Annotated in this window: 21 protein-coding genes and 1 tRNA gene; 13 read left to right on the forward strand and 9 right to left on the reverse strand. The window is 59.3% G+C overall.

Features of this window, described 5'->3' with window-relative positions; all coding sequences use genetic code 11:
- The first annotated feature begins 40 nt into the window (after positions 1-40).
- Positions 41-529, forward strand: a complete 489-nt coding sequence (locus Z945_RS0111565) for a GNAT family N-acetyltransferase (RefSeq protein ID WP_025052270.1) — start codon at positions 41-43, stop codon at positions 527-529.
- A 45-nt stretch (positions 530-574) separates the two neighbouring features.
- A complete protein-coding gene (locus tag Z945_RS0111570; protein ID WP_025052271.1) occupies positions 575-1,342 on the forward strand; it encodes an EcsC family protein in 768 nt (255 codons plus the stop codon).
- Positions 1,343-1,345: 3 nt separating this feature from the next.
- Here the strand turns inward: Z945_RS0111570 and modC are convergent, their stop codons facing one another.
- The 3 genes from modC to modA are packed head-to-tail and all read right to left on the reverse strand — an operon-like array spanning position 1,346 to position 3,929.
- The gene (modC, locus tag Z945_RS0111575; RefSeq protein ID WP_025052272.1) at positions 1,346-2,434 is read right to left on the reverse strand and encodes a molybdenum ABC transporter ATP-binding protein; all 1,089 of its coding nucleotides are present in this window, start codon (positions 2,432-2,434) and stop codon (positions 1,346-1,348) included.
- The gene (modB, locus tag Z945_RS0111580) at positions 2,431-3,120 is read right to left on the reverse strand and encodes a molybdate ABC transporter permease subunit (protein WP_025052273.1); all 690 of its coding nucleotides are present in this window, start codon (positions 3,118-3,120) and stop codon (positions 2,431-2,433) included. Before modB ends, modC begins: the two co-directional genes overlap by 4 nt.
- Positions 3,117-3,929, reverse strand: a complete 813-nt coding sequence (gene modA, locus Z945_RS0111585; RefSeq protein WP_241434500.1) for a molybdate ABC transporter substrate-binding protein — start codon at positions 3,927-3,929, stop codon at positions 3,117-3,119. Before modA ends, modB begins: the two co-directional genes overlap by 4 nt.
- 28 nt (positions 3,930-3,957) lie before the next feature.
- Here modA and Z945_RS0111590 point away from each other — a divergent pair, with 28 nt between their 5' ends.
- The 5 genes from Z945_RS0111590 to ptsP all read left to right on the forward strand — a co-directional run bounded on the left by Z945_RS0111590 (position 3,958) and on the right by ptsP (position 9,354).
- Positions 3,958-4,428 (forward strand): NUDIX hydrolase, encoded by a 471-nt coding sequence (locus Z945_RS0111590; protein ID WP_025052275.1) that lies wholly within the window; start codon positions 3,958-3,960, stop codon positions 4,426-4,428.
- 60 nt (positions 4,429-4,488) lie between these two features.
- Positions 4,489-4,947, forward strand: coding sequence for a DUF1178 family protein (locus tag Z945_RS0111595; RefSeq protein WP_025052276.1), 459 nt, complete (start codon positions 4,489-4,491; stop codon positions 4,945-4,947).
- A gap of 15 nt (positions 4,948-4,962) precedes the next feature.
- Positions 4,963-5,607, forward strand: a complete 645-nt coding sequence (locus tag Z945_RS0111600; protein ID WP_025052277.1) for an SDR family NAD(P)-dependent oxidoreductase — start codon at positions 4,963-4,965, stop codon at positions 5,605-5,607.
- Positions 5,608-5,760: 153 nt separating this feature from the next.
- The gene (locus tag Z945_RS0111605) at positions 5,761-6,999 is read left to right on the forward strand and encodes an aspartate kinase (protein ID WP_025052278.1); all 1,239 of its coding nucleotides are present in this window, start codon (positions 5,761-5,763) and stop codon (positions 6,997-6,999) included.
- Positions 7,000-7,107: 108 nt separating this feature from the next.
- Positions 7,108-9,354, forward strand: a complete 2,247-nt coding sequence (ptsP, locus tag Z945_RS0111610) for a phosphoenolpyruvate--protein phosphotransferase (protein ID WP_025052279.1) — start codon at positions 7,108-7,110, stop codon at positions 9,352-9,354.
- A 132-nt stretch (positions 9,355-9,486) separates the two neighbouring features.
- Here the strand turns inward: ptsP and Z945_RS0111615 are convergent.
- Positions 9,487-9,560: transfer RNA gene (locus Z945_RS0111615), tRNA-Cys, on the reverse strand.
- Positions 9,561-9,702: 142 nt separating this feature from the next.
- On the opposite strand from Z945_RS0111615, the gene Z945_RS0111620 reads away from it, so the two are divergent.
- The 3 genes from Z945_RS0111620 (at position 9,703) to Z945_RS20095 (ending at position 13,160) form a co-directional block, all read left to right on the forward strand.
- The gene (locus tag Z945_RS0111620; RefSeq protein ID WP_025052280.1) at positions 9,703-10,356 is read left to right on the forward strand and encodes a protein-L-isoaspartate O-methyltransferase family protein; all 654 of its coding nucleotides are present in this window, start codon (positions 9,703-9,705) and stop codon (positions 10,354-10,356) included.
- Positions 10,357-10,420: 64 nt separating this feature from the next.
- The gene (locus Z945_RS0111625; protein WP_025052281.1) at positions 10,421-11,845 is read left to right on the forward strand and encodes a TolC family outer membrane protein; all 1,425 of its coding nucleotides are present in this window, start codon (positions 10,421-10,423) and stop codon (positions 11,843-11,845) included.
- Between the two features lie 73 nt (positions 11,846-11,918).
- Positions 11,919-13,160, forward strand: a complete 1,242-nt coding sequence (locus Z945_RS20095; protein ID WP_025052282.1) for a prolipoprotein diacylglyceryl transferase — start codon at positions 11,919-11,921, stop codon at positions 13,158-13,160.
- 2 nt (positions 13,161-13,162) lie between these two features.
- Here the strand turns inward: Z945_RS20095 and Z945_RS0111635 are convergent, their stop codons facing one another.
- Positions 13,163-14,620, reverse strand: a complete 1,458-nt coding sequence (locus Z945_RS0111635) for a cobyric acid synthase (protein ID WP_025052283.1) — start codon at positions 14,618-14,620, stop codon at positions 13,163-13,165.
- Between the two features lie 176 nt (positions 14,621-14,796).
- The gene (locus Z945_RS0111640; protein WP_025052284.1) at positions 14,797-15,117 is read right to left on the reverse strand and encodes a DUF6280 family protein; all 321 of its coding nucleotides are present in this window, start codon (positions 15,115-15,117) and stop codon (positions 14,797-14,799) included.
- 222 nt (positions 15,118-15,339) lie between these two features.
- Here Z945_RS0111640 and efp point away from each other — a divergent pair, with 222 nt between their 5' ends.
- Positions 15,340-15,903 (forward strand): elongation factor P, encoded by a 564-nt coding sequence (gene efp, locus Z945_RS0111645; RefSeq protein WP_025052285.1) that lies wholly within the window; start codon positions 15,340-15,342, stop codon positions 15,901-15,903.
- A gap of 91 nt (positions 15,904-15,994) precedes the next feature.
- Here the strand turns inward: efp and ygfZ are convergent, their stop codons facing one another.
- Positions 15,995-16,747 (reverse strand): CAF17-like 4Fe-4S cluster assembly/insertion protein YgfZ, encoded by a 753-nt coding sequence (gene ygfZ, locus Z945_RS0111650; protein WP_025052286.1) that lies wholly within the window; start codon positions 16,745-16,747, stop codon positions 15,995-15,997.
- 64 nt (positions 16,748-16,811) lie between these two features.
- On the opposite strand from ygfZ, the gene Z945_RS0111655 reads away from it, so the two are divergent.
- The gene (locus Z945_RS0111655) at positions 16,812-17,489 is read left to right on the forward strand and encodes a TIGR04283 family arsenosugar biosynthesis glycosyltransferase (protein ID WP_025052287.1); all 678 of its coding nucleotides are present in this window, start codon (positions 16,812-16,814) and stop codon (positions 17,487-17,489) included.
- A gap of 3 nt (positions 17,490-17,492) precedes the next feature.
- Here the strand turns inward: Z945_RS0111655 and Z945_RS0111660 are convergent, their stop codons facing one another.
- Entirely contained in the window at positions 17,493-19,307 is a 1,815-nt protein-coding gene (locus tag Z945_RS0111660) for an ABC transporter ATP-binding protein (RefSeq protein WP_025052288.1), read from the reverse strand.
- 139 nt (positions 19,308-19,446) lie between these two features.
- On the opposite strand from Z945_RS0111660, the gene Z945_RS0111665 reads away from it, so the two are divergent.
- Complete coding sequence (locus Z945_RS0111665; protein ID WP_025052289.1) at positions 19,447-20,658, forward strand: pyridoxal-phosphate-dependent aminotransferase family protein; 1,212 nt, start codon at positions 19,447-19,449, stop codon at positions 20,656-20,658.
- Between the two features lies 1 nt (position 20,659).
- Here Z945_RS0111665 and Z945_RS0111670 read toward each other — a convergent pair whose 3' ends face one another.
- On the reverse strand, positions 20,660-20,842 hold the full coding sequence (locus Z945_RS0111670; protein ID WP_025052290.1) for a hypothetical protein: 183 nt from the start codon (positions 20,840-20,842) through the stop codon (positions 20,660-20,662).
- Positions 20,843-20,861 lie beyond the last annotated feature (19 nt).

Here is a 20,861-nt window from a genome sequence, read left to right on the forward strand (position 1 = left end):
GCTAGGGCGGATGCCACCGTAAACCAGAAAGAGCCGCCCGTTGTACCAGTTGATCCCAGAGAGTGCGGCAGACCATTGGGAAGTCGAGGCGCTGTATGACACCTGCTTTGCGCCGGGACGCGAGGCGCTGTCTTCTTACCGGTTGCGCGATGGAATCGCGCCGGTCGCGGGGCTAAGCCATGTGGCGCGGGATGGTGATGGTATCCTTGGGGGCGCGATCCGTTATTGGCCGGTCCGCATCGGTGAGTATGAGGCGCTGCTTTTGGGACCCGTAGCCGTGCACCCGACACGGCAAGGTGAAGGATTGGGCCGTGCCCTGATCGAGGAAAGCCTGCGGCATGCGACGCCTCCGACATGGGATCGGGTGATGCTGGTGGGCGATGCGCCCTATTACAGCCGTTTCGGGTTCCGCCTCTTGCAAGGCGTGATCATGCCGCCGCCCACAAACCCCGAACGCGTTCTTGGCCGCGCTCTTTTGCCCGGCGCGTGGGACGGGGTTGAGGGCGAAGTGCGGCGCTGGGTGGATTGAATTACAGCCCGCCGCGCCCCACATAAGGTCAAAGAAGGATCGCACATGCAAACTAACAGCACCCTCCCGACCCCCATTGACGTTGATGCGCAGCTGGATGCGCTGGCAAAGCGCTACAAAGCGGCGGGGGGCGTCGGGATCAGCGTTCTGAACGTAATTGGCAGTTCTGCAGATAATCTTCTGGATCACTTGCCCGAAACCATTCGTCGCAATCTGGAGACAGCAACGGTCGCCGCGTTGAATCAGGCGATGCGCGCCGCTCATTCCAGCCGCTCGGTGGTGCCGGATCAGAAAAGCTGGCTTAATCAGGCGGTAACCACAGCCATGGGTGCGGCCGGCGGGGCAGGTGGGTTGCCCACGGCGCTGGCCGAGTTGCCGGTCACGACCACGCTTCTATTGCGTGTGATCCAAGGTGTCGCGGTCGAGCACGGGTTCGATCCAGAAGCCGAAAATGTGCAGTTTGACTGCGTGCAGGTGTTTGCTGCGGCGGGGCCACTTTCAGGAGATGACGGGGCCGATCTAGGCTTTCTGTCGGCGCGCATTGCTCTGTCGGGCAAGGCGATGCAGGCGGTGATCCACAAGGTTGCACCCAAGCTCGCTGTCGTGCTGGGTCAAAAGCTGGCGGCGCAGGCGGTGCCGGTGCTGGGCGCAGTAGCGGGTGCTGCGACCAACTATGCCTACACGAGCTACTATCAGGACGTGGCCCATGTGCATTTCGGCCTGCGCCGCTTGGCCATTGATGGTGACGTGCCGCATGACGAATTGCTGCGCGGTTTGGCACAACGCATGGGCAGGCCTGCGGTCAAGGGCTGACGTTTAGCGCCCGATGCTTTCGGGTGCCACGCTGGTGGCTTTGAGAATTGCATAGCATTCCGCCCCCTCGGTCAGGGCCATCTCGGTAACCGCGCGGGCGGTGATCCGCGCGATCAGCCGATCACTGCCCGCTTGCAGCGCGATTGCAGCACCCGGACCCTCTCCGGGGTGGATGCCTGTTACCGTCACCGGCAGAATATTGAGCGCCGAAAGCCCGGCAGGGTGCGTGCGCGACAGCATCACATCTTGCGCCAGAACCCGCAGTCGGATCGTCGTACCCACGGGCGCCTGCACTCCCGGCAGGTGCAAATCCCCTGCAGAAATACGCAATCGCGTTAGGCCGTCCGCGGCATGGGAAACCACTTGCGCCTGCAGCACGGCACCTGCTTCGCGCACACCCAGAACGGGCAGCACGGCAGGGTCAGCCATCACGTCAAACAGAGGGCCTGTTTGCTGCACTTGGCCTTGGCGCAACAGAACGATCTGATCCGCCAGACGGGTGATTTCATCAACTGCATGGCTAACATAGAGGATCGGCAGGCCGAGCGGGCCATCGCGCAACCGCTCGAGATAGGGCAGGATTTCGAGCTTGCGTGGTCCGTCCAGACTGGCCAAAGGCTCGTCCATCAACAGCATTTGCGGCCGGCTGAGCAAAGCACGACCCAAGGCGACACGTTGCTTTTCACCACCCGATAGCTTGGCCGGAGCACGGTCCAGCAATGGCTGAAGACCCAGCAAGTGGACAACGTCGTCGAGGTCTGGCCCCGCAACCCCACGCGGTGCGTAGCGGATGCCAAAGGTCAGGTTCTCGGTCACGCTGAGGTGAGGAAACAACCGCGCGTCCTGAAAGACATAGCCCAGCCTGCGCTGCGCGGGCGGCATGAAGCGACGTGTGGCGCTGTTGAAAAAGGTTTGATCACCCAACGAAATTGTGCCGTTGTCCGGTCGGAGCAGCCCCGCCACCGCGTTAATCACTGTGGTTTTGCCCGCGCCGGAACGGCCGAATAACGCGGTGATCCCGGCACCCACTTCAAAGGCGACCTTGAGAGAAAAGCCATCAAACTCGTGACTGATGTCGACCTTCAATGTCATGTGCCAGCGATCCGGGCCGCGACCCGTCGTGCCAGCACTTCGGACAGTAGGACCGCGCCGATCGCCACGGCGCTGGCCATCAGCACCATGGTGATGGCCTGTCCTTCACCGCCCGGTATTTGCAGTGCGGTCCAGATTGCGCTGGGAAGGGTCTGTGTCTGGCCGGGGATGTTCGCGACAAAGGTGATGGTAGCCCCGAATTCACCCATCGCCTTGGCAAAGCCCATCACTAAGCCCGCCAGAATGCCGGGTGCAATTAAGGGAAGCGTGACGCGGCCAAAGACCGACCAGCGTGGTGCGCCCAAGGTGGCAGCGGCTTCTTCCAGCTTGGGGTCGACCGCTTCGATAGCCAACCGCATGGCGCGGACCATCAGCGGAAAGCCCATGATAAGGGCCGCCAGCACCGCGCCCGTCCAGTGAAAGGCGAGTGTGACACCAACGGCGTCCAAGGACCGTCCCAAAGGCGCGGTGCGGCCAAACGCCATCAGCAGCAGATAGCCTGTGACAACGGGTGGCAGGACCAGCGGCAAATGCACAAGAGCGCTGAGCATGGCTTTGCCGCGAAAGCGCCCCCGCGCCAGAAGCCATGCCACCCAAAGCGCCAGTGGTACGGCCAACACCGTGGCCCAGACAGAGACCCAGATCGACAGGCGCAAGGCCTCCCACGCGGCGGCGTCGGCGGTCATGGTGCCACCGGTACAAAACCGTGGGCGGCAAAGATACGGGCGGCGGATGTGGTGCCCAGCTGATCAAGCGCTGATTCTCCGGCCGGGGTGAGGGCGGCGGCAAGGTAGCGGATAGGTGCATGATGATCGGCGGGGATTTCGTAGATCACATCGACAGCAGGCTCCGCTGCGGCATCGGTGGCATAGACCACACCGGCAGGCGTTTGACCGCGTGCGACCAGCAGCAAAACAGCACGGACATTGTCGGTCTCGGCCAGTTGTGTGTTGAGTGCTTGCCAAAGTCCGACTGTCTCGAGCCACTGGCGTGCATAGTTTCCTGCTGGCACCGCATCGCGCTGGCCCATCGCCAGACGCTCACCTTTTAGAAGGGAGTGAAGGTCCTTAGGTGCGTCGAGCGGCGGCGTGCCAGCCGGTGCAATCACCACCAACGCGTTTTGCGCCACCACTTTGGCCGCGCCCATGGCCCCGATACCCTGTGTTTCCAGCCAGTCCATCCATTCTTCATTGGCCAGCACTACAAGATCGGCTGGCGCACCAGCGGCAACCTGACGGGCCATGGTGCCGGAACCGCCAAAGGACATCACAAAGTCAACTTGGTTCTCTTGGCTGATTTCTTCCAAAACGCCGCGTAGGCTGGCGGCGGCGAAGACGGTGGTTTGGGCCGCTACCATGAGAGGGAAAAAAGCGGCGAGCGTGAGGATCAAAAAGCAGGCAAGGCGTGTCATTGCTGCACTATTAGCGATGGCCAGACGCCCTTCAAGCGGATTGGCACGGGTGGTGCTCTTGCGCATCACGGTTCTGCGGGTCATTTGTTGCATGCAATCAAGGAAACCCATGATGGTCAAGCAACCGCCACTCTCCCTGAACGGGGCCCGCAAGGGCGAGGTCCGCACGCAGTTCGCGGCACTTTGCTATCGGGTGCGGCGCGGCAAAGTGCAGATATTGCTGATCACGTCGCGCGGGTCAAAGCGCTGGATTGTGCCGAAGGGCTGGCCGATGGACGGGAAAACCCCTGCTGCATCCGCCGCGCTCGAGGCGTGGGAAGAGGCAGGGGTAACGGGCAAAGCTGCACAAACCTGTCTGGGTGTCTATACCTACGACAAAGACGTCGGGCTGGAGGATGATCTGCCCTGTGTTGTCATGCTCTATCCTTTGGAAGTCACGGCACTGGCAAAAAAATACCCTGAATGCGGGCAGCGGCGCAGGCGCTGGGTGTCGCGCAAAAAGGCAGCGCAGGCGGTAAAGGAACGGGATCTGTCACGGCTGATCGCGGCCTTCGACCCCACACCCCGGCCAACGCGGGCTTGACCTGCGCAGGGGTTCGGCACATCTGTGATCAAAGGATGCAGCACGCGCAATGACCCCAGAATGATCCAGTACACACTCAAATGCGAGAAGGACCACCGCAGCGAAAGCTGGTTCCAGTCAGCTGCTGCTTTCGATGCTTTGGCACGGGCGGGACATCTGAGCTGTCCGGTCTGCGGGAGTGGTGAGGTCTCAAAAGCCTTGATGGCACCCCGCGTGCTCAAGGGGGGGGATAGGGCACAGGTGGCTGAGGGGGCGGCCCGAACCGGCGAGGCCCTGCCTGCGCTGAGCGCACCGGAAGGTCAGGCCGAAGAGGCACTGGCTGCATTGCGCAAAAAGGTCGAGGAAAACGCAGACTACGTTGGTACGCGTTTTGCCCAAGAAGCGCGGGCGATGCATCTGGGCGATGCGCCTGAACGGGCCATCTATGGCGAGGCGCGGCTGGACCAGGCCAAAGAGTTAATCGAGGATGGCGTGCCGCTGATGCCGCTGCCTTTTCGTCCCAAACAGAAGCTCAGCTGAGTAAAGGAACACCCTATGACAATCGTGATCACCGGTGCGAGCCGGGGCATCGGTGCCGCGTTGGCCGGAAAATACCATGCGGCAGGCGAGGATGTGATCGGCACGGGACGTTCGGTGTCATCGCAACTGCAACTGGATGTGACCCGCCCCGCGAGCCACTCGGAGATGGCACAAGCGCTGGAGGGGCGCGCGATTGATTTACTTGTCTGCAACGCGGGTGTTTATCTCGATAAGGGCGATGAACTCGATACCGGCTATGGCGCGAATCTCTGGGCACAAAGCTTTGCGACGAATGTTACGGGTGTATTCCTGAGTATTCAGGCGCTTTTGCCGAATTTGCGGCAGGCGGGCTCATCGAAGATTGCCATTATCTCTTCGCAGATGGCCTCGCATACCCGTGCACCGGGGGGCAGCTATATTTACCGCGCGTCCAAGGCGGCAGTGCTGAACCTTGGGCGCAATCTGGCGACTGACCTGAAGGCCGAAGGTATTGCGGTGGGTATCTATCATCCCGGTTGGGTGCAGACCGATATGGGGGGCAGTTCGGCTGCGATCACGGTGGAGGAATCGGCTGATGGTCTGATGGCGCGTTTTGCCGATTTGAGCCTTGAGACAACAGGTTGTTTCGAGACCTGGGACGGTCGCGCGCATGACTACTGAGGGTGCCGTTTTTTTTTTATGTGCATTTGAAAAGCTCAAATGCGCTGGGGCGCTGCCCCAGACCCCGCGGGATATAAGGCCAAAGAGAGGAGCAGTCTTGCCCTTGGGCCATGTAGCGCGTAAACGGCGCGGGATTGATTGGGGCGCGTGACTATGCCGGTACTTGTGATGAAATTCGGGGGCACTTCGGTGGCCACCCTTGACCGGATCCGCCGCGCGGCCAAGCGTGTGGGCGTTGAAGTGTCCAAGGGCTATGATGTGATCGTGATTGTCTCGGCCATGTCGGGCAAGACCAATGAATTGGTCGGCTGGGTAAATGAAACATCCCCCATGTATGACGCCCGCGAATATGATGCGGTGGTGTCCAGCGGCGAGAATGTCACCGCAGGGCTGATGGCGCTGACCCTGCAGGAGATGGATGTGCCTGCGCGGTCCTGGCAAGGATGGCAGGTGCCGGTCAAGACCACATCGGCGCATTCCGCAGCACGGATCGAAGAGATACCGTCAGATAACATTCTTGCGAAGTTCGCCGAGGGTATGAAGGTTGCTGTGGTAGCAGGATTTCAAGGGGTGAGCCCCGAAGGCCGCATCACCACATTGGGGCGCGGCGGGTCAGATACAACGGCTGTCGCCTTTGCCGCTGCCTTTGAGGCCGAACGCTGCGATATCTATACGGATGTGGACGGGGTCTATACCACCGATCCGAGGGTCGAATCCAAAGCGCGCAAGCTGGACAAGATCGCCTTTGAGGAAATGCTGGAGCTTGCCTCGCTTGGCGCGAAGGTCTTGCAGACGCGGTCGGTCGAATTGGCGATGCGCTATAAGGTCAAGTTGCGCGTGTTGTCGAGTTTTGAAGAACAATCGGACGAGGCCGGAACGCTCGTGTGCGATGAGGAGGAAATCATGGAAAGCAATGTGGTGGCAGGCGTGGCGTTCAGCCGCGAAGAGGCCAAGATGACGCTGGTATCGGTCGCCGATCGCCCCGGCATTGCGGCAACGATTTTCACAGCCCTGTCGGAAGCGGGCGTGAACGTTGACATGATCGTGCAGAACATCTCGGAAGAGGGGCGCACCGACATGACCTGGTCCTGTCCCGTCGATCAGGTCAGGCGCGCGGAAAAAGCGATGGCAGAGGCCAAATCCGGCGATGTGTTCAACTTTGGTGAACTACTGGCGGACACGGATGTGGCCAAGGTCTCGGTCGTTGGGATCGGCATGCGCAGTCATACCGGCGTGGCCGCCAAAATGTTCCAGGTCTTGTCCAACGAGGGCATCAACATTCAGGTCATCACCACGTCCGAAATCAAGATTTCCGTCCTGATCGACCGCAAATACATGGAACTGGCCGTGCAAGCTCTGCACGATGCGTTCGAGCTGGACAAAGCGGCCTGAAGCCGGCCAGCTTTCAACTAAAAAGTGCATCGCGGTACGCATTCAGACATTTCGCTTTTGCGCGGCCTGTGGTCTAAGCTGGCCTTGGTTTGAATAAGGACGCAGGCAATGGTCGATCGGACAGAGACAGAGAGCCGCAAGCTGCTCGGCCGTCTGCGCGATGCGATGGCCGGCGACGAAGCCGGTCAGGAACGGCTGAACAAGATCACCCATCTGATTGCGACCTCGATGGGGTGCGAAGTGTGTTCGATCTATCTATTTCGCGATGCCGAAACACTGGAGCTTTGCGCGACTGAAGGCCTGAATGAAGAGGCCGTTCACGAGACACGCATGAAAATGGGCGAGGGTCTGGTTGGACGCGTGGCCCGGCGCCGTAGCGTGATCAATACCCCTGATGCGCCGCAATCCCCCGGTTTCCGCTATATGCCCGAGACGGGAGAAGAGATTTACTCTAGCTTCCTCGGTGTGCCTGTCCAGCGGTTGGGCGAAGCCTTGGGCGTGCTAGTGGTGCAGTCCAAGATTGCGCGGGAATTTTCGGCCGATGAGGTCTATGCGCTGGAAGTCGTGGCCATGGTATTGGCCGAGATGACCGAATTGGGTGCTTTTGTCGGCGAAGGCGCCGCCATGTCCGCACGCCATCAGCAGCCTATATTGTTGCGCGGGACGGTAGGGCAGGAAGGTGTGGCCGAGGGCCATGTCTGGCTGCATGAGGCGCGGGTCGTTGTGTCGAACCCGATTGCCGATGATCCGGAGCGCGAGACCGAGCGGTTGACCGAAGCCGTTGACGAATTGCGCGTGAGTGTCGATCAGATGATGACGATGGCATCGGCTGACAAAGAACAAAAGCAGGTGCTCGAGACCTACCGCATGTTCGCGAACTCCAAAGGCTGGATGCGCCGGATGGTCGAAGACATCCAAAGCGGTCTATCCGCCGAAGCTGCGGTGGAAAAAGAGCAATCACTTGCCCGCGCACGCATGAGCCAGTCGACCGATTCTTACCTGCGCGAACGACTAAGCGATCTGGACGACCTTTCCAACCGGCTGCTGCGCATTTTGACTGGGCAGGGCAGTGACACCGGCGCGGAAATGCCACCGGACCCTATTCTGGTCGCGCGCAACATCGGTCCCGCTGAGCTGCTGGATTATGGGCGCAACCTCAAGGGGATCGTGCTCGAACAGGGCTCCGTCGGGTCGCATGCGGCAATTGTGGCGCGCGCCTTGGCTATCCCGTTGGTGGTGCATGCGGGGCGGATCACCAATGATGCGCTGAATGGCGATCATATCATGGTGGATGGCGAACAGGGCATCGTGCATCTGCGCCCGGATGATACGGTGGCTTCGGCGTTTCGCGACAAGATCGCGATGCAAGCGGCTGCCCAGGCGCGCTATGCATCAATTCTCGACCTGCCGGCACAGGCGAAATGCGGCAGTGTGGTCGCTTTGCATATGAATGCAGGTTTGATGGCCGATCTGCCTTCCTTGCAAGGTTCTGGCGCGGAAGGGGTCGGGCTTTTCCGGACTGAACTGCAGTTTCTGGTCCGCAACCAGATGCCCAAACGTTCCGAGTTGTCAGCGCTTTACGCCCGCGTGTTAGATGCGGCAGGCGGCAAGCGTGTGGTGTTCCGGACGCTGGACATCGGGTCGGACAAGGTCCTGCCCTATATGAAGCCCAATGATGAGCCGAATCCGGCTTTGGGTTGGCGTGCAATCCGCGTAGGCTTGGACAAGCCCGGCGTGATGCGGATGCAATTGCAGGCGCTGATCCGTGCGGCGAACGGCAGACCGCTGACCGTGATGTTCCCCTTCGTTGCACAGTTCGAGGAATTTCGCGCAGCGAAGCTCGAAATGGATAAAACCTTGTCGCGAGAGGCGCGTCTGGGCCATGTCCTGCCTGCGTCGGTCGAGGTGGGAGCCATGCTCGAGACACCAAGTCTTGCCTTTGCGCCGCGCAAATTCTTTGAAGAGGTCGAATTTCTGTCGATTGGCGGGAACGATCTGAAGCAGTTCTTTTTCGCCGCCGACCGCGAAAACGAACGGGTGCGCCGCCGCTATGACACGCTGAACGTCAGCTTTTTAACCTTTCTGGAAAACATTGTGGATCGCTGCGCCGAGACCCAAACCCCGGTGTCGTTCTGCGGCGAAGATGCGGGCCGGCCCGTCGAGGCGCTGTGCTTTGCCGCCATCGGTTTGCGCACCCTGTCGATGCGCCCGGCGTCCATCGGTCCTGTCAAAAGCCTGTTGCGGCGCTGTGATCTGAACGAAGTCCGCGACATCATAAACAACGCCCGCGACCGCGGCGAAATGTCAGTCCGTGCCGACGTTGTGGACTATGTAAAAGCCCAGCATCAGACCTGAGCGTAGCCAGCTGCAGCTGCGGGAAACATCGCGATCAGCAGTCGTTGAGCAACGTGTTAGCCCAGCTTGATCAGGTTGAAAATGCGCTGGAGCTATTCGCACTAGGCATGATTGTCCTTGGTGCAGAAAATATGGAGGCGAGTACCGGAATCGAACCGGTGTACACGGATTTGCAATCCGCTGCGTAACCACTCCGCCAACTCGCCGACCAGTGGTTTTTGTGTGCTATATGATGTGATCTGCGGCTGCAAGATGCATGATGCGCGAAAGTGTGCCGCAGACCGTTGCTGAGCGGCGCGGGTTGTGGCACATCTTGCCGTATAGAATCTGAACAGATGAGTTTAGCCCATGGTCGATTATACTGCCCGCCGCACGATGATGGTCGATACGCAGGTGCGTCCCGCGGATGTCACCAAGTTCAACATCATTGACGCGATGCTTACCGTGGCGCGTGAGGAATTTGTGCCGGCCGCCCAGCGTGAGGCGGCCTATATGGGTGAAAATCTTGATCTGGGGCAGGGCCGTGTGGTGCTGGAACCGCGTACACTTGCCAAGATGCTGGATGCGCTGGCCGTTTCGCGCTCTGAACTGGTGCTCGATGTGGGCTGTGCCATGGGCTATTCTGCCGCTGTCATAGCGCATATGGCCGAGGCTGTTGTCGCACTTGAGCAAGACGAGGCTATGGCCGCCGAAGCCCAAGAGGCTTTTGTGGCCACCGGTGCTGATAATGCCGTCATGCATGTCGGTCCATTGGCCGATGGGGCCCCATCACACGGACCTTATGATGTTATCGTGATCGAAGGCGGCGTCAGTACCGTACCCGAAGCCCTGCTGGACCAGTTGAAAGATGGCGGGCGGATTGCTGCGCTGTTCATGGATGGTGAGCTGGGCGAGGTGCGTATTGGCTACAAGCGCGGCGATACGATAAGTTGGCGCATGGCATTCAATGCAAGCGCGCCGGTTCTAGACGGGTTTAAACGCGAAAAGGCGTTTCAGCTTTAGGCGACGGACGGTCGCTGCACCCCGAGGTGTCAACGCAGTACAACAAGAAAGAGGTCATAGACCCATGCGGATCAATTCAAAGTATTTTGGTATGCGCATTGTCCTGAGCGCAAGCGCGATCGCGCTAAGCCTGATCAGTACAAAGCCCGCCAGTGCAGAGACATTGGCGGATGCGCTGGTCGGTGCTTATACCAACTCCGGCCTGTTGATCCAGAACCGCGCTTTGTTGCGCGCTGCTGATGAAGATGTGGCAACCGCGGTCTCGACACTGAAACCGGTATTACGCTGGTCTGCGTCCTTGACGCAAAGCTATGGCAGAGCACGGACCACAACGAACCCCAATCCGATCGACACCGATGATCTGACGGCAGCGATCAACCTCGCCGCCGATCTGGTGCTTTATGATTTCGGCGCTCGGCAATTCCGCGTCGAGGCTGCAAAAGAAACTGTGTTGGCCACCCGCGAAGCGCTCTTAGATCTGGAACAACAGATTCTGCTGCGTGCTGTAAGCGCTTACATGGGCGTGATCGAGGCGTCGGAATTCGTCGCTTTGAGGCAGAACAACGTGCGTTTGTTGACGCAAGAACAGCGTGCGGCCACCGACCGGTTCGAGGTGGGCGAAGTGACCCGCACGGATGTCGCACTGGCCCAGGCGCAACTGGCGCAGGCGCGCAGCGGTTTGGCAGCAGCACAGGGTGATCTGGTCGCCGCTATAGAAGAATATCGCAACATTGTGGGGCGCAAGCCCGGACGTCTTGTCACGCCGCGCAGCTTGCCGACGACAGATGCCAGCGTCGAGGCGGCAAAATCCATTGCCGTGCGCCGGCATCCTTCAATTCTCGGCGCACAGCGGCAGGTGGCTGCGGCCGATTTGCTGGTCCGTGCGACAGAGGCTGACATGAAGCCAAGCGTCAGCCTGACGGGACGGATCGGCCTGTCCGAAGGCCTGAGCGAGAGCGAATACAGCCGTAATGGTAGCATCGGCATCGAAGCCGGACAGACAATCTATCAGGGCGGGGCGCTTTCGGCGCTTGCACGTCAGGCCAAAGCACGTGCCGATGCGCAGCGCGGCAATTTGCATGTGGTACGCTTGAATGTGCAGCAGGATGTCGGCAACGCTTATGCCACACTGAACACGGTGCGCGCGCAACTCGCTGCGTCCGAGCGTCAGATTCGCGCAGCCCAGATCGCCTTCAACGGGATTCGCGAAGAAGCCTCTCTTGGTGCACGCACGACACTTGACGTTCTGGATGCCGAGCAATCCTTGCTTGACGCGCGATCTTTGCAAGTATCTGCCCGTGCTGCGCTTTATGTGGCGGCGTACCGCATTCTGGCGTCGACCGGACGTTTGACAGCGAAAGACCTGCAACTGCCGGTGCAGATTTATGATCCTGCGGCCTATTACAATCTGGTCAAGGACAGCCCAGCGAAAAAGTCAAAACAGGGCAAAGACCTGGACCGTGTTTTGCGGGCCCTGCAAAAAGACTGACAATTTTCGCGGCCCCATTGATGGAATCTTTCTTTGGCGCTACTCTTATGCCGAGCAATGAGTGGTAAATAATATGCCCGACCGGGTTACAAACGCTGAGGTGGAGGACGTACTTTCTTCGATACGCCGTCTGGTGTCAGAGGATAAGCGACCGATACAGGCATCCAGGACCCCGCCAAAAACGGACCGTCTGGTTCTGACACCGGCGCTGCGTGTTACGGATGAGGTGAAGGTCGAAGAGGCTTCTGTCGCTGCGACGCCTGCGGCTGATAAATCCGAACCTGCCAAGCCCGACGCACCCACGCTTAGCAGTTTGATCAGCGACGATGTGCCACTTAACGTCTATGGCGATGAGGAACGCACCGAAACGCCGATGTCCGATTTTCTGACGGCAGATGACGATATCCCGGAAGTTGAAGACATTGATGCCGACAACTACGATGACGCGCATCTTTTCGATGATCCGGCGCATGATTACTCAAGCGACCCTTACAATTTCGACGACGAATCTGACGCCGACGGCGAAGGGGACGCAAACCTGCCGCGCGATTTGACCACGGCACCCGAGCAGGACACAGAAGCGACTGTGGCCGATGGGGGTAGTGTTGAAGAGGCTGACATGTCTCAAACGGCAATCCTGATGCCGGAGAACTCTTCAGATGAGGCACCCGTCGAGAGGTATGAGAACAAGACGCTTGAGGGAGATGCTCAAGGGTCTGTGATGCCGGAGGACGAGGCGCAGGCCTTGGACGCGTCCGAGCCCGAAGAGCCAACCGAGCCTTCAGCGCGCTTGGCTGAACCGAAGCCCGACAGCGTGAAGGACCGGTCAGGATCGATTGCCCTGACGGCAAAAATTGCCGCGCTTGAAACCGCAATTGGCCAGATCTCCGAGACTTGGGAACCTGACGAAGCAGGTGAAGACGAATTTGCGGGCACCGAGACAGAGGCGATGGAGTGGGAAGACGATATGCCCGATTCAGCCATTCTGGCACGGATGAACAAACCCGCGGCACCGGACCAAACCGAACCCCAAGCTGCCCCGCAAGAGAGCCTTGAGACATCGGCAAAGCTTGCGCCCGAGCAGGAAGAGCCCCGACAAACGGAAGCAGCTGCGCAGCCTGAGGCGAAGAAAGGCGACGGTTTCGACTACGCTGATGAAGAACAGCTGATCGACGAAGAAGCGTTGCGCGACCTTGTGTCTGATATTGTGCGGGCCGAGCTGCAGGGCGCGTTGGGCGAACGGATCACGCGAAACGTGCGCAAACTGGTGCGCCGCGAGATTCACCGTGCATTGACTGCGCAGGAAATGGACTGACCTCAGACCTCGCCGGCCAGCTGCAGCATCAGATCAATGTCAAAATACTCTTCGACATGGCGCGCCAAAGCATCCAGCGTGGCGTCGATATTCACGTCGAATGCCAGATCGCTTTCCGCGCCCAACTCCATGAGATAGGCCGCCCGAAAGCTGTCTGCATTAAATAGCCCATGCATATAGCAACCCTTCACCCGACCATTCGCACTGGTGGCCCCTTCGGGCTTGCCGTCGAAAGATAACCATGCGCGGCTGGTGTCTGGTCCGGTGGTTTCCCCGATATGAATTTCATAACCTGACAAGGAAGTGCCAGTTGCCGGGTGCAATCCGGTTTTCAATGATAAATGTTTGACAGGTGCCATAGTGGTGTCGATGTCCAGATGCCCAAGCCCCGCCACTGATCCTGGCTCTCCTTCGATCCCGTGAGGATCGTTGATGCGTTTGCCCAGCATCTGATATCCGCCGCATAGGCCCAAAACCTGTCCGCCGCGCCGAATGTGAGCAGCCAGATCAATGTCCCATCCTTCGGCCTTAAGCGCGGCAAGATCGGCGATCGTCGCCTTGCTCCCCACCAAGAGAACCAAATCCGCATCGGCGGGCAGGGGGGTGCCGGGAAGGATCAGGCGCAATTCGACCCCAGGCTCTGCGGCCAGCGGATCAAGGTCGTCAAAGTTTGAAATGCGCGGCAGGCGTGGCACTGCGATCACGCATCCTTGTCCGTCGGACCGCGCACGGGCCGGCAAGTCCATCACATCTTCGGCCGGCAAACGATGGGCCATATCGAACCACGGGATCACCCCGAGGCTGGGCCATCCCGTACGCCGCGAGATGTCATCACGCCCCCCGTCAAACAGGCTCCGGTCACCGCGAAACTTGTTCACGGCGAACCCGCGCACCATCGCACAGTCGCCAGCTTCCATCACCGCTTGCGTCCCCACGATCTGGGCGATGACACCCCCACGATCAATGTCTCCCATTAGGATCACCGGCACCCCGGCCGCAGTTGCAAATCCCATGTTCGCAATGTCACCACTGCGAAGATTGGTTTCTGCGGGGCTGCCCGCACCTTCGACAACGATCAGGTCGCATTGTCCCGCAAGCCGTTCAAAAGATTGCAAAACTGCAGGCATAAGCGCTGCCTTGTTCTTTCCAAAGGCGGCGGCATCTTGTTGGCCTGCGATCTGGCCCTGTACAATGATCTGCGCACCAGTCGACGACTGTGGTTTCAGCAAAATGGGGTTCATATCCGTATGCGGCGCGACCCCTGCCGCACGGGCTTGCAAAGCCTGAGCGCGACCTATTTCGCCGCCATCTTCGGTCACGGCGGCGTTGTTGGACATATTCTGCGGCTTGAAAGGGCGCACGTTCATGCCGCGTTGAACGCAAGCGCGAATAACGCCCGCAACGATCATCGATTTACCGACATTGCTGCCGGTGCCTTGGATCATGATGGCTTTGGTCATGGAATGCTCTTGCGCCGTTTTGGTCAAACTGGCGCATATTGCGGGCAGATGGAAGGGCGCTTGCGCCTCTGATAGTTGCTCCTGCGCCGCCTGAACTGCGGCAACCAATGCTTTGAGTTTGACAAAAAAAACGCGGCCTAAGGGGCCGCGTCTTTTTCAATGTGTGCAATCAGTTATTAAGCAGCTTCGGCTTGCTGTGCTGCCTGACGACGCTCGGATTCTTCACGCGACAGAGCGACGGATGTACGCACGCCCTTGCCAACGAATTCCATAAGGCCGGACACAACACGCTCGTTCGGGTCGATCCCGGCGCAGCTCAGCACTTCGCGCCCATCGCGAGAGCGTGCCCAGCGTGCAATCTGCTCAGGACCATTGCCATACTTCTTGTCGTCAGCGATGGCATCATCCAATGCAGCCAGTACCACAGCTGCGAAAAGTTTACGGGCTCGGTTGCCTTGTTCGTTATTAAAGGCTGTACCGTCAACGAAATCTCTCAACTCGTCGTCCTTTCTATTATTCTTGCTCTTGTCATTTTCGGCGTGTCGCCTCTTATGACGGATATCCTACGATTCGGATACCACAATTTCGCATATCTACCATGCGCTTGGCGCATATCGGGTTCTTCACGTTCTACGACATATCGGTGCCTTGCAGGGCCGACACACCCCAGATATAGGGTGCGTTATAGTTTCATCAACCTTTTGCCATGGTTTTGCCACATGCCTAAAATTAACGGAAACGAGATCAGACCGGGAAACGTCCTGGAGCACAACGGTGGCCTATGGGCTGCCGTCAAAGTGGACCACGTCAAACCCGGTAAGGGTGGTGCCTTTGCACAGGTCGAAATGCGCAACTTGCGTAACGGGTCAAAATTGAACGAACGCTTCCGGTCTGCCGACAAGGTAGAGCGTGTGCGGCTTGAGCAGAAAGACCAGCAATTCTTGTATGAAGACAGTGGGATGCTGGTCCTGATGGACACGGATACATACGATCAGGTGCAGCTTCCTGCAGAGCTTTTGGGCGATCGCCGTCCGTTTCTGCAGGACGGTATGATGGTTGTTGTGGAGTATAACGGGGATGAGGCGCTGAACGCATCCTTGCCGCAGAAAGTGGTCTGCAAAGTGGTGGAGACGGAGCCTGTCGTCAAAGGTCAGACCGCGGCCAATTCATTCAAGCCTGCCATTTTGGACAATGGGGTCAAAGTCTCAGTACCGCCATTTGTTGGTCAGGATGAGGACATTGTCGTAAATACCGAAACCATGGAATACGTTGAGCGGGCGTGAATGCGCCCGCCAAGCTGACGTTTGGTAATCTTTCATTAACGGCTCAAACGAGCTTCGGGCCGTTAACGCATGGTCGATAGTCCAGACAATCTTAGGTAGTTTCTGGCATATCCACCCTTTCCACTTCGGCATTTCCTGCGGACATGAGACCTTTGGCCCGGTCAAAACGCAGATAGGCGATTCCTTTTCCTTGTGATTGAGTAAATAAAGTGCCCGCAGCTTTGCCGTCTGCGGTTAATTCCGTGCCGGGGTCCGCAGCGCCTGTGACACGCACTGCGGCCAACCCTTTGCGTAATTCTGTCTTGTGCTTCATCCGCGCAGTCACCTCTTGGCCGACATAGCAGCCCTTGCGGAAGTCCACGCCGTGCAGTCTTTCAAATCCTGCTTCGAGAATGAAAGTGTCCGGAGTCAGTTCAACCCCTGTCTCCGGCACCAGATGTGCCACACGCAGCGCGTCCCAATCGACCGTATCGTCTTGTTGAGCGATATCACGGTACGCCCGCCAGCCAAGCGCACTGTGCCGTGGATCGGCAAATCCGTCCGTCGGCACCGCGCCCAAGCCGCGATGGAGGTGCAGAGGCACAGTTTCAATCGTGACCGCCGCGCGCAGTTTGTACATCGTCAACCGCTGTACCAGCATATCGCCAAGCGTCTCTGCCACATCAAGCAGAACAGCATCCCCATCGGACACCAGAAAGAAATCAGCGAGATATTTACCCTGAGGCGTCAGGATCGCGGCATAGACCGCCCCTGTGTCGAGTTTACGAATGTCATTGGTGATCAGGCCTTGGAGAAAATCCCGAGTGTCAGCCCCGGTCAGGCGCAGAATACGGCGATTGGTCATACGTGCTGTCCTTTTGCGCTGGTTTGCGATACCTTGGTGTCACGTCATACCAAAAGGGGCAAGCATGCGCGCGCCGATCTCTGTCATCATTCCGACCCTTAACGCCGCAGACAGCTTGCCCGACTGTCTTGAGGCTTTGATGGAAGGGTTGGAAGCGGGGCTTATCCGCGAGTTAATTGTGTCTGACGGCGGATCAAGCGATGCAACTGGGGCGATTGCCCAAGCTTGGGGGGCGGATGTGCTGCATGGCTCCCCATCGCGTGGCGGACAATTGCGCCGGGCCTGTGGGCAGGCGAAAGCCGACTGGATGCTGATCATCCATGCCGACACAAAGCTGCAACCGGGCTGGGCGAAAGCTGTGCAAGCGCATCTGGGGCAACCCGACAAAGCCGCATGGTTCAAGCTGGCCTTTGATCACCGCGGATTGGCGGCAGATATCGTGGCTGGTTGGGCTAATCTGCGCAGCGCCTTCGGCCTGCCTTACGGCGACCAGGGCCTGTTGATTTCAGCCGCACTGTATGCGCGGGTAGGGGGATATGAAGATGTCCCTCTTATGGAAGACGTGGCGCTTGCGCGCGCGCTGAAAGGCAAGCTGACATCGCTTGATGTAACCGCACTCACCTCTGCGGACAAATATACCCGGCAAGGCTGGATCAAACGCGGTGCACGTAACCTCTGGACGCTCTTAGGCTATTTCGCCGGACGCGACCCTGCGTCACTGGCGGATGCCTATCGCCGTTAGCAATCAGCCAAAAACTCTGCGCCAAAGACTGCGGCGGGCAGGGGGACTTCCATCTTTGGTTTCGTCCTGAAATTGCATGCGGTACAGATCGGCATATAGCCCCCCGCGTTCGATCATTTCGCTATGCGTGCCCTGATCCACCACACGCCCCTGATCCAAAACTATGATGCGGTCCGCAGACCGGATCGTCGCCAAACGGTGCGCAATCACAATCGTGGTGCGCCCCTCAGACAGGCGATCGAGGGCTGCCTGTACGATCTGCTCCGATTGCGCATCCAGCGCGCTTGTCGCCTCGTCCAGCAACAGGATCGGCGTGTCACGCAGCAAAGCGCGGGCAATCACCACTCGCTGACGCTGCCCGCCGGACAGGGCAGAACCGCGCGGGCCGACCATCGTCTCCAACCCGTTTTCGAGGTTGGGCAAAAAGTCCGCCACATGAGCTGCCTCCAGCACCTCCTGCAACCGGGCATCGCTAACGTCTTTCTGGTCCAGCACGATGTTTTCGCGCAAGGACGCGTCGAACAGCAAGGCTTCTTGGGTGACTACGGAAAACAGCTGGCGCAGGTCGGCCAGCGCCATGTCGGTGGTCGCCACACCGCACAGTGTCACTTCTCCTTGCTGCGGGTCGATCAGTCGGGTCAGTAGATTGAAGATCGTCGACTTGCCCGCACCTGACGCGCCAACCAGCGCGGTGGTTTGTCCGGCCTCGGCGGTCAGGCTGAGACCGCGCAGCACTGGGGTGTCGCCATAAGAAAGCGCGACATCTTTCAGCACAATTTCCGGCGTTCCCTGAGGTGGTGCCACGGGATGCGCCGGATCGCGCAACCGCAGGGGCGCATCGAGCAATTCGCGGATACGTTCAAGCGCAGCGGCAGCGATCTGCCACAAGCCGCTGATCCCGCCCAAACGCCGCAGCGGGCTGAAGGCAAAACCCATCGCGGTGAAGAATGTCATGAACTGGCCGATGGTCTTGTCGCCCGAGATGATCTCGGAGCCGCCGTATAGGATGACTGCCATAAACCCGATGCCTGACAGAATATCCACCATGCCGGGGATTGCGGAATTGCCAAAGGCGGCGCGGACTTCGGTGTTGACAAAGCGGCCCGTCAAATCGCGGTACTGCCGGGTCTGATAGGTCTCGAGCGCGTTCAGTTTAACCTGCACAATGCCGTGAAACACCTCGTCCAGCCGCGTCGCCAGATCGGCCCCCAGATCACGCGCCTCGCGGGCACGGCGACGTACAAACCGCTGTGCTACAGCCGCAGGCAGGACCATCACAGGGATGCCCACACAGGCCAGCAGCGCCCAAACGGGATCAATCGAAATCGCAACGCCAAGCAGCACCAGAAGGCCAATAAAGTCGCGTCCCGCACCGGTGATCACGGCACGCCAGACATCACTCACCGCATTCACATCCGACTGCACCCGCTGGATCAGGAAGCCCGGTGGGTGGGTTTGGTGAAAGGCACCGTCCTGCTTCATCATCCGCTCCAGCAGATCAATCCGCAGGTCGGCCGCCGTGCCTTGCGCCACACGGGTCAGCAGCACTTTTTGGCTGACCCCCGCAATGGCCCGCAGCACAAAGATGCCAATCAAAGTCAAGCCGACCCAGAGCAGCGCGTCCTCTTGTCCGGCCACGAACACCCGGTCAAACATCGGCTCCATCAGCCGCGCGAGCGCACCCAGCGTGCTGCCCTCGATCACCATGAACACCACAGCCAGCGCCATCAGGCCAAGATGTTTGCGCAAATAGTCGCGCCAGAGCCAGCGCAGCAATTCTTTTGACGTATAGGTCTGGGTGTTCTTTTCGTCCGGCATTCGGCTTTGGCCAATGTTGGGGCAAGATAGGGGACACATCTACGCAAGCGCGGGCAGCGGGGCAAGCGGCGCATTGGGCGGTTGACCTTGCAAAAGCTGAGCCTAATGTCGCCTCACAACTAGTGCGAAAGGCAGCGCCATGAACAAAACTCCGAATTTGGCGCAAGGCCGCCCCTATCTGGCGATCCCCGGTCCCTCGGTCATTCCAGATGCCGTGTTGCAGGCGATGCACCGCGCGGCGCCGAATATCTATGCGGGGGAATTGGTCGAGATGATGCCGGGGCTGACGGCGGACCTGAAACGCATCGCTCGCACCGCGCATCATGTTGCGATGTATACGGGCAACGGCCATGCGGCATGGGAAGCGTCACTCGCCAATGTCATCCAACCCGGCGACAAGGTATTGGTACCCGCCACAGGCCGCTTTGGCATCGGTTGGAGTGAATGTGCGCGCTTGCAGGGTGCCGAGGTCGAAGTGCTGGATTTTGGCAAGCAATCCCCGATGGACATGGAAAAGATCGCCGACGCTCTGCGCGCCGACAAAGCGCATGAGATTAAAGCGGTGCTGGCGGTGCATGTCGATACTTCCACCTCGATCCGCAACGACATTGCCGCGCTGCGCGGCGTGTTGGACGCGGAAGGCCATCCCGCGTTGTTGATGGCCGACTGTATCGCATCGCTAGGCTGTGACATCTTCGAGATGGACGCATGGGGCGTTGATGTGATGGTTACGGGCTGCCAAAAAGGATTGATGGTGCCACCCGGCATGTCCTTCGTGTTCTTCAATGACAAGGCCGAGGCGGCGCGTGCGAAATTGCCCCGCGTCAGCTGGTACTGGGATTGGACACCACGGGCCCATGCAGAAGAGTTCTTTCAGTATCACGCAGGCACCGCACCCACGCACCATCTCTATGGTCTGCGTACCGCGCTCGATATGATCCACGCGGAAGGTGTCGAACAGGTTTGGGCACGCCACGCGACACTAGCCCGCGCCGTCTGGGCAGCCTGCGAGGCATGGAGCACAGGCGGCAGTTTTGCCATGAATGTCTCGGATCGGGCGCATCGCAGCAATGCGGTGACCTCTCTGCGCCTGCAATCGCCCAACGCCACAGCCCTGCGCGATTTTGTCGAAAGACAGTTGGGGCTGACCCTTGGCATCGGGCTGGGCATGGCACCACCCGGTGATCCATCATGGCACGGGTTTTTCCGATTGGGCCACATGGGCCATGTGAACGGACATATGATCATGGGCATGCTCGGCGGGATCGAGGCCGGTCTGCGCGGTTTGGGTGTCGATCATGGGGCCGGTGCGCTGGATGCGGCGGCGGATGTGATCGGCGGCAACGCCTGAGTTAATGCCGTGCCAATCCGATGCGAGTGATGATCTGATTAAGTACCCATCCGGTGACGGCGACCGCAAGAATGCCCCAAATAGCCCAGATCATTATGAAAACCCATGCAAGGTTGACACCGAACATCACGACGCAGGCTTGCGTGTAATTCGGGGCGGAAGGGCGGTCACTTGTGTCGCGCATCGGGGCTGACCTTCAATTT

The organism is Sulfitobacter noctilucae (assembly GCF_000622365.1).
GTDB lineage: Bacteria > Pseudomonadota > Alphaproteobacteria > Rhodobacterales > Rhodobacteraceae > Sulfitobacter > Sulfitobacter noctilucae.

Bases quoted from the DNA above. Each gene is read 5' to 3' on its own strand.
- Z945_RS0111570 (WP_025052271.1), top strand. From the start codon at position 575: ATGCAAACTAACAGCACCCTCCCGACCCCCATTGACGTTGATGCGCAG.
- modC (WP_025052272.1), bottom strand. From the start codon at position 2,434: ATGACATTGAAGGTCGACATCAGTCACGAGTTTGATGGCTTTTCTCTC.
- modB (WP_025052273.1), bottom strand. From the start codon at position 3,120: ATGACCGCCGACGCCGCCGCGTGGGAGGCCTTGCGCCTGTCGATCTGG.
- modA (WP_241434500.1), bottom strand. From the start codon at position 3,929: ATGACCCGCAGAACCGTGATGCGCAAGAGCACCACCCGTGCCAATCCG.
- Z945_RS0111590 (WP_025052275.1), top strand. From the start codon at position 3,958: ATGGTCAAGCAACCGCCACTCTCCCTGAACGGGGCCCGCAAGGGCGAG.
- Z945_RS0111595 (WP_025052276.1), top strand. From the start codon at position 4,489: ATGATCCAGTACACACTCAAATGCGAGAAGGACCACCGCAGCGAAAGC.
- Z945_RS0111600 (WP_025052277.1), top strand. From the start codon at position 4,963: ATGACAATCGTGATCACCGGTGCGAGCCGGGGCATCGGTGCCGCGTTG.
- Z945_RS0111605 (WP_025052278.1), top strand. From the start codon at position 5,761: ATGCCGGTACTTGTGATGAAATTCGGGGGCACTTCGGTGGCCACCCTT.
- ptsP (WP_025052279.1), top strand. From the start codon at position 7,108: ATGGTCGATCGGACAGAGACAGAGAGCCGCAAGCTGCTCGGCCGTCTG.
- Z945_RS0111620 (WP_025052280.1), top strand. From the start codon at position 9,703: ATGGTCGATTATACTGCCCGCCGCACGATGATGGTCGATACGCAGGTG.
- Z945_RS0111625 (WP_025052281.1), top strand. From the start codon at position 10,421: ATGCGGATCAATTCAAAGTATTTTGGTATGCGCATTGTCCTGAGCGCA.
- Z945_RS20095 (WP_025052282.1), top strand. From the start codon at position 11,919: ATGCCCGACCGGGTTACAAACGCTGAGGTGGAGGACGTACTTTCTTCG.
- Z945_RS0111635 (WP_025052283.1), bottom strand. From the start codon at position 14,620: ATGACCAAAGCCATCATGATCCAAGGCACCGGCAGCAATGTCGGTAAA.
- efp (WP_025052285.1), top strand. From the start codon at position 15,340: ATGCCTAAAATTAACGGAAACGAGATCAGACCGGGAAACGTCCTGGAG.
- ygfZ (WP_025052286.1), bottom strand. From the start codon at position 16,747: ATGACCAATCGCCGTATTCTGCGCCTGACCGGGGCTGACACTCGGGAT.
- Z945_RS0111655 (WP_025052287.1), top strand. From the start codon at position 16,812: ATGCGCGCGCCGATCTCTGTCATCATTCCGACCCTTAACGCCGCAGAC.
- Z945_RS0111660 (WP_025052288.1), bottom strand. From the start codon at position 19,307: ATGCCGGACGAAAAGAACACCCAGACCTATACGTCAAAAGAATTGCTG.
- Z945_RS0111665 (WP_025052289.1), top strand. From the start codon at position 19,447: ATGAACAAAACTCCGAATTTGGCGCAAGGCCGCCCCTATCTGGCGATC.
- Z945_RS0111670 (WP_025052290.1), bottom strand. From the start codon at position 20,842: ATGCGCGACACAAGTGACCGCCCTTCCGCCCCGAATTACACGCAAGCC.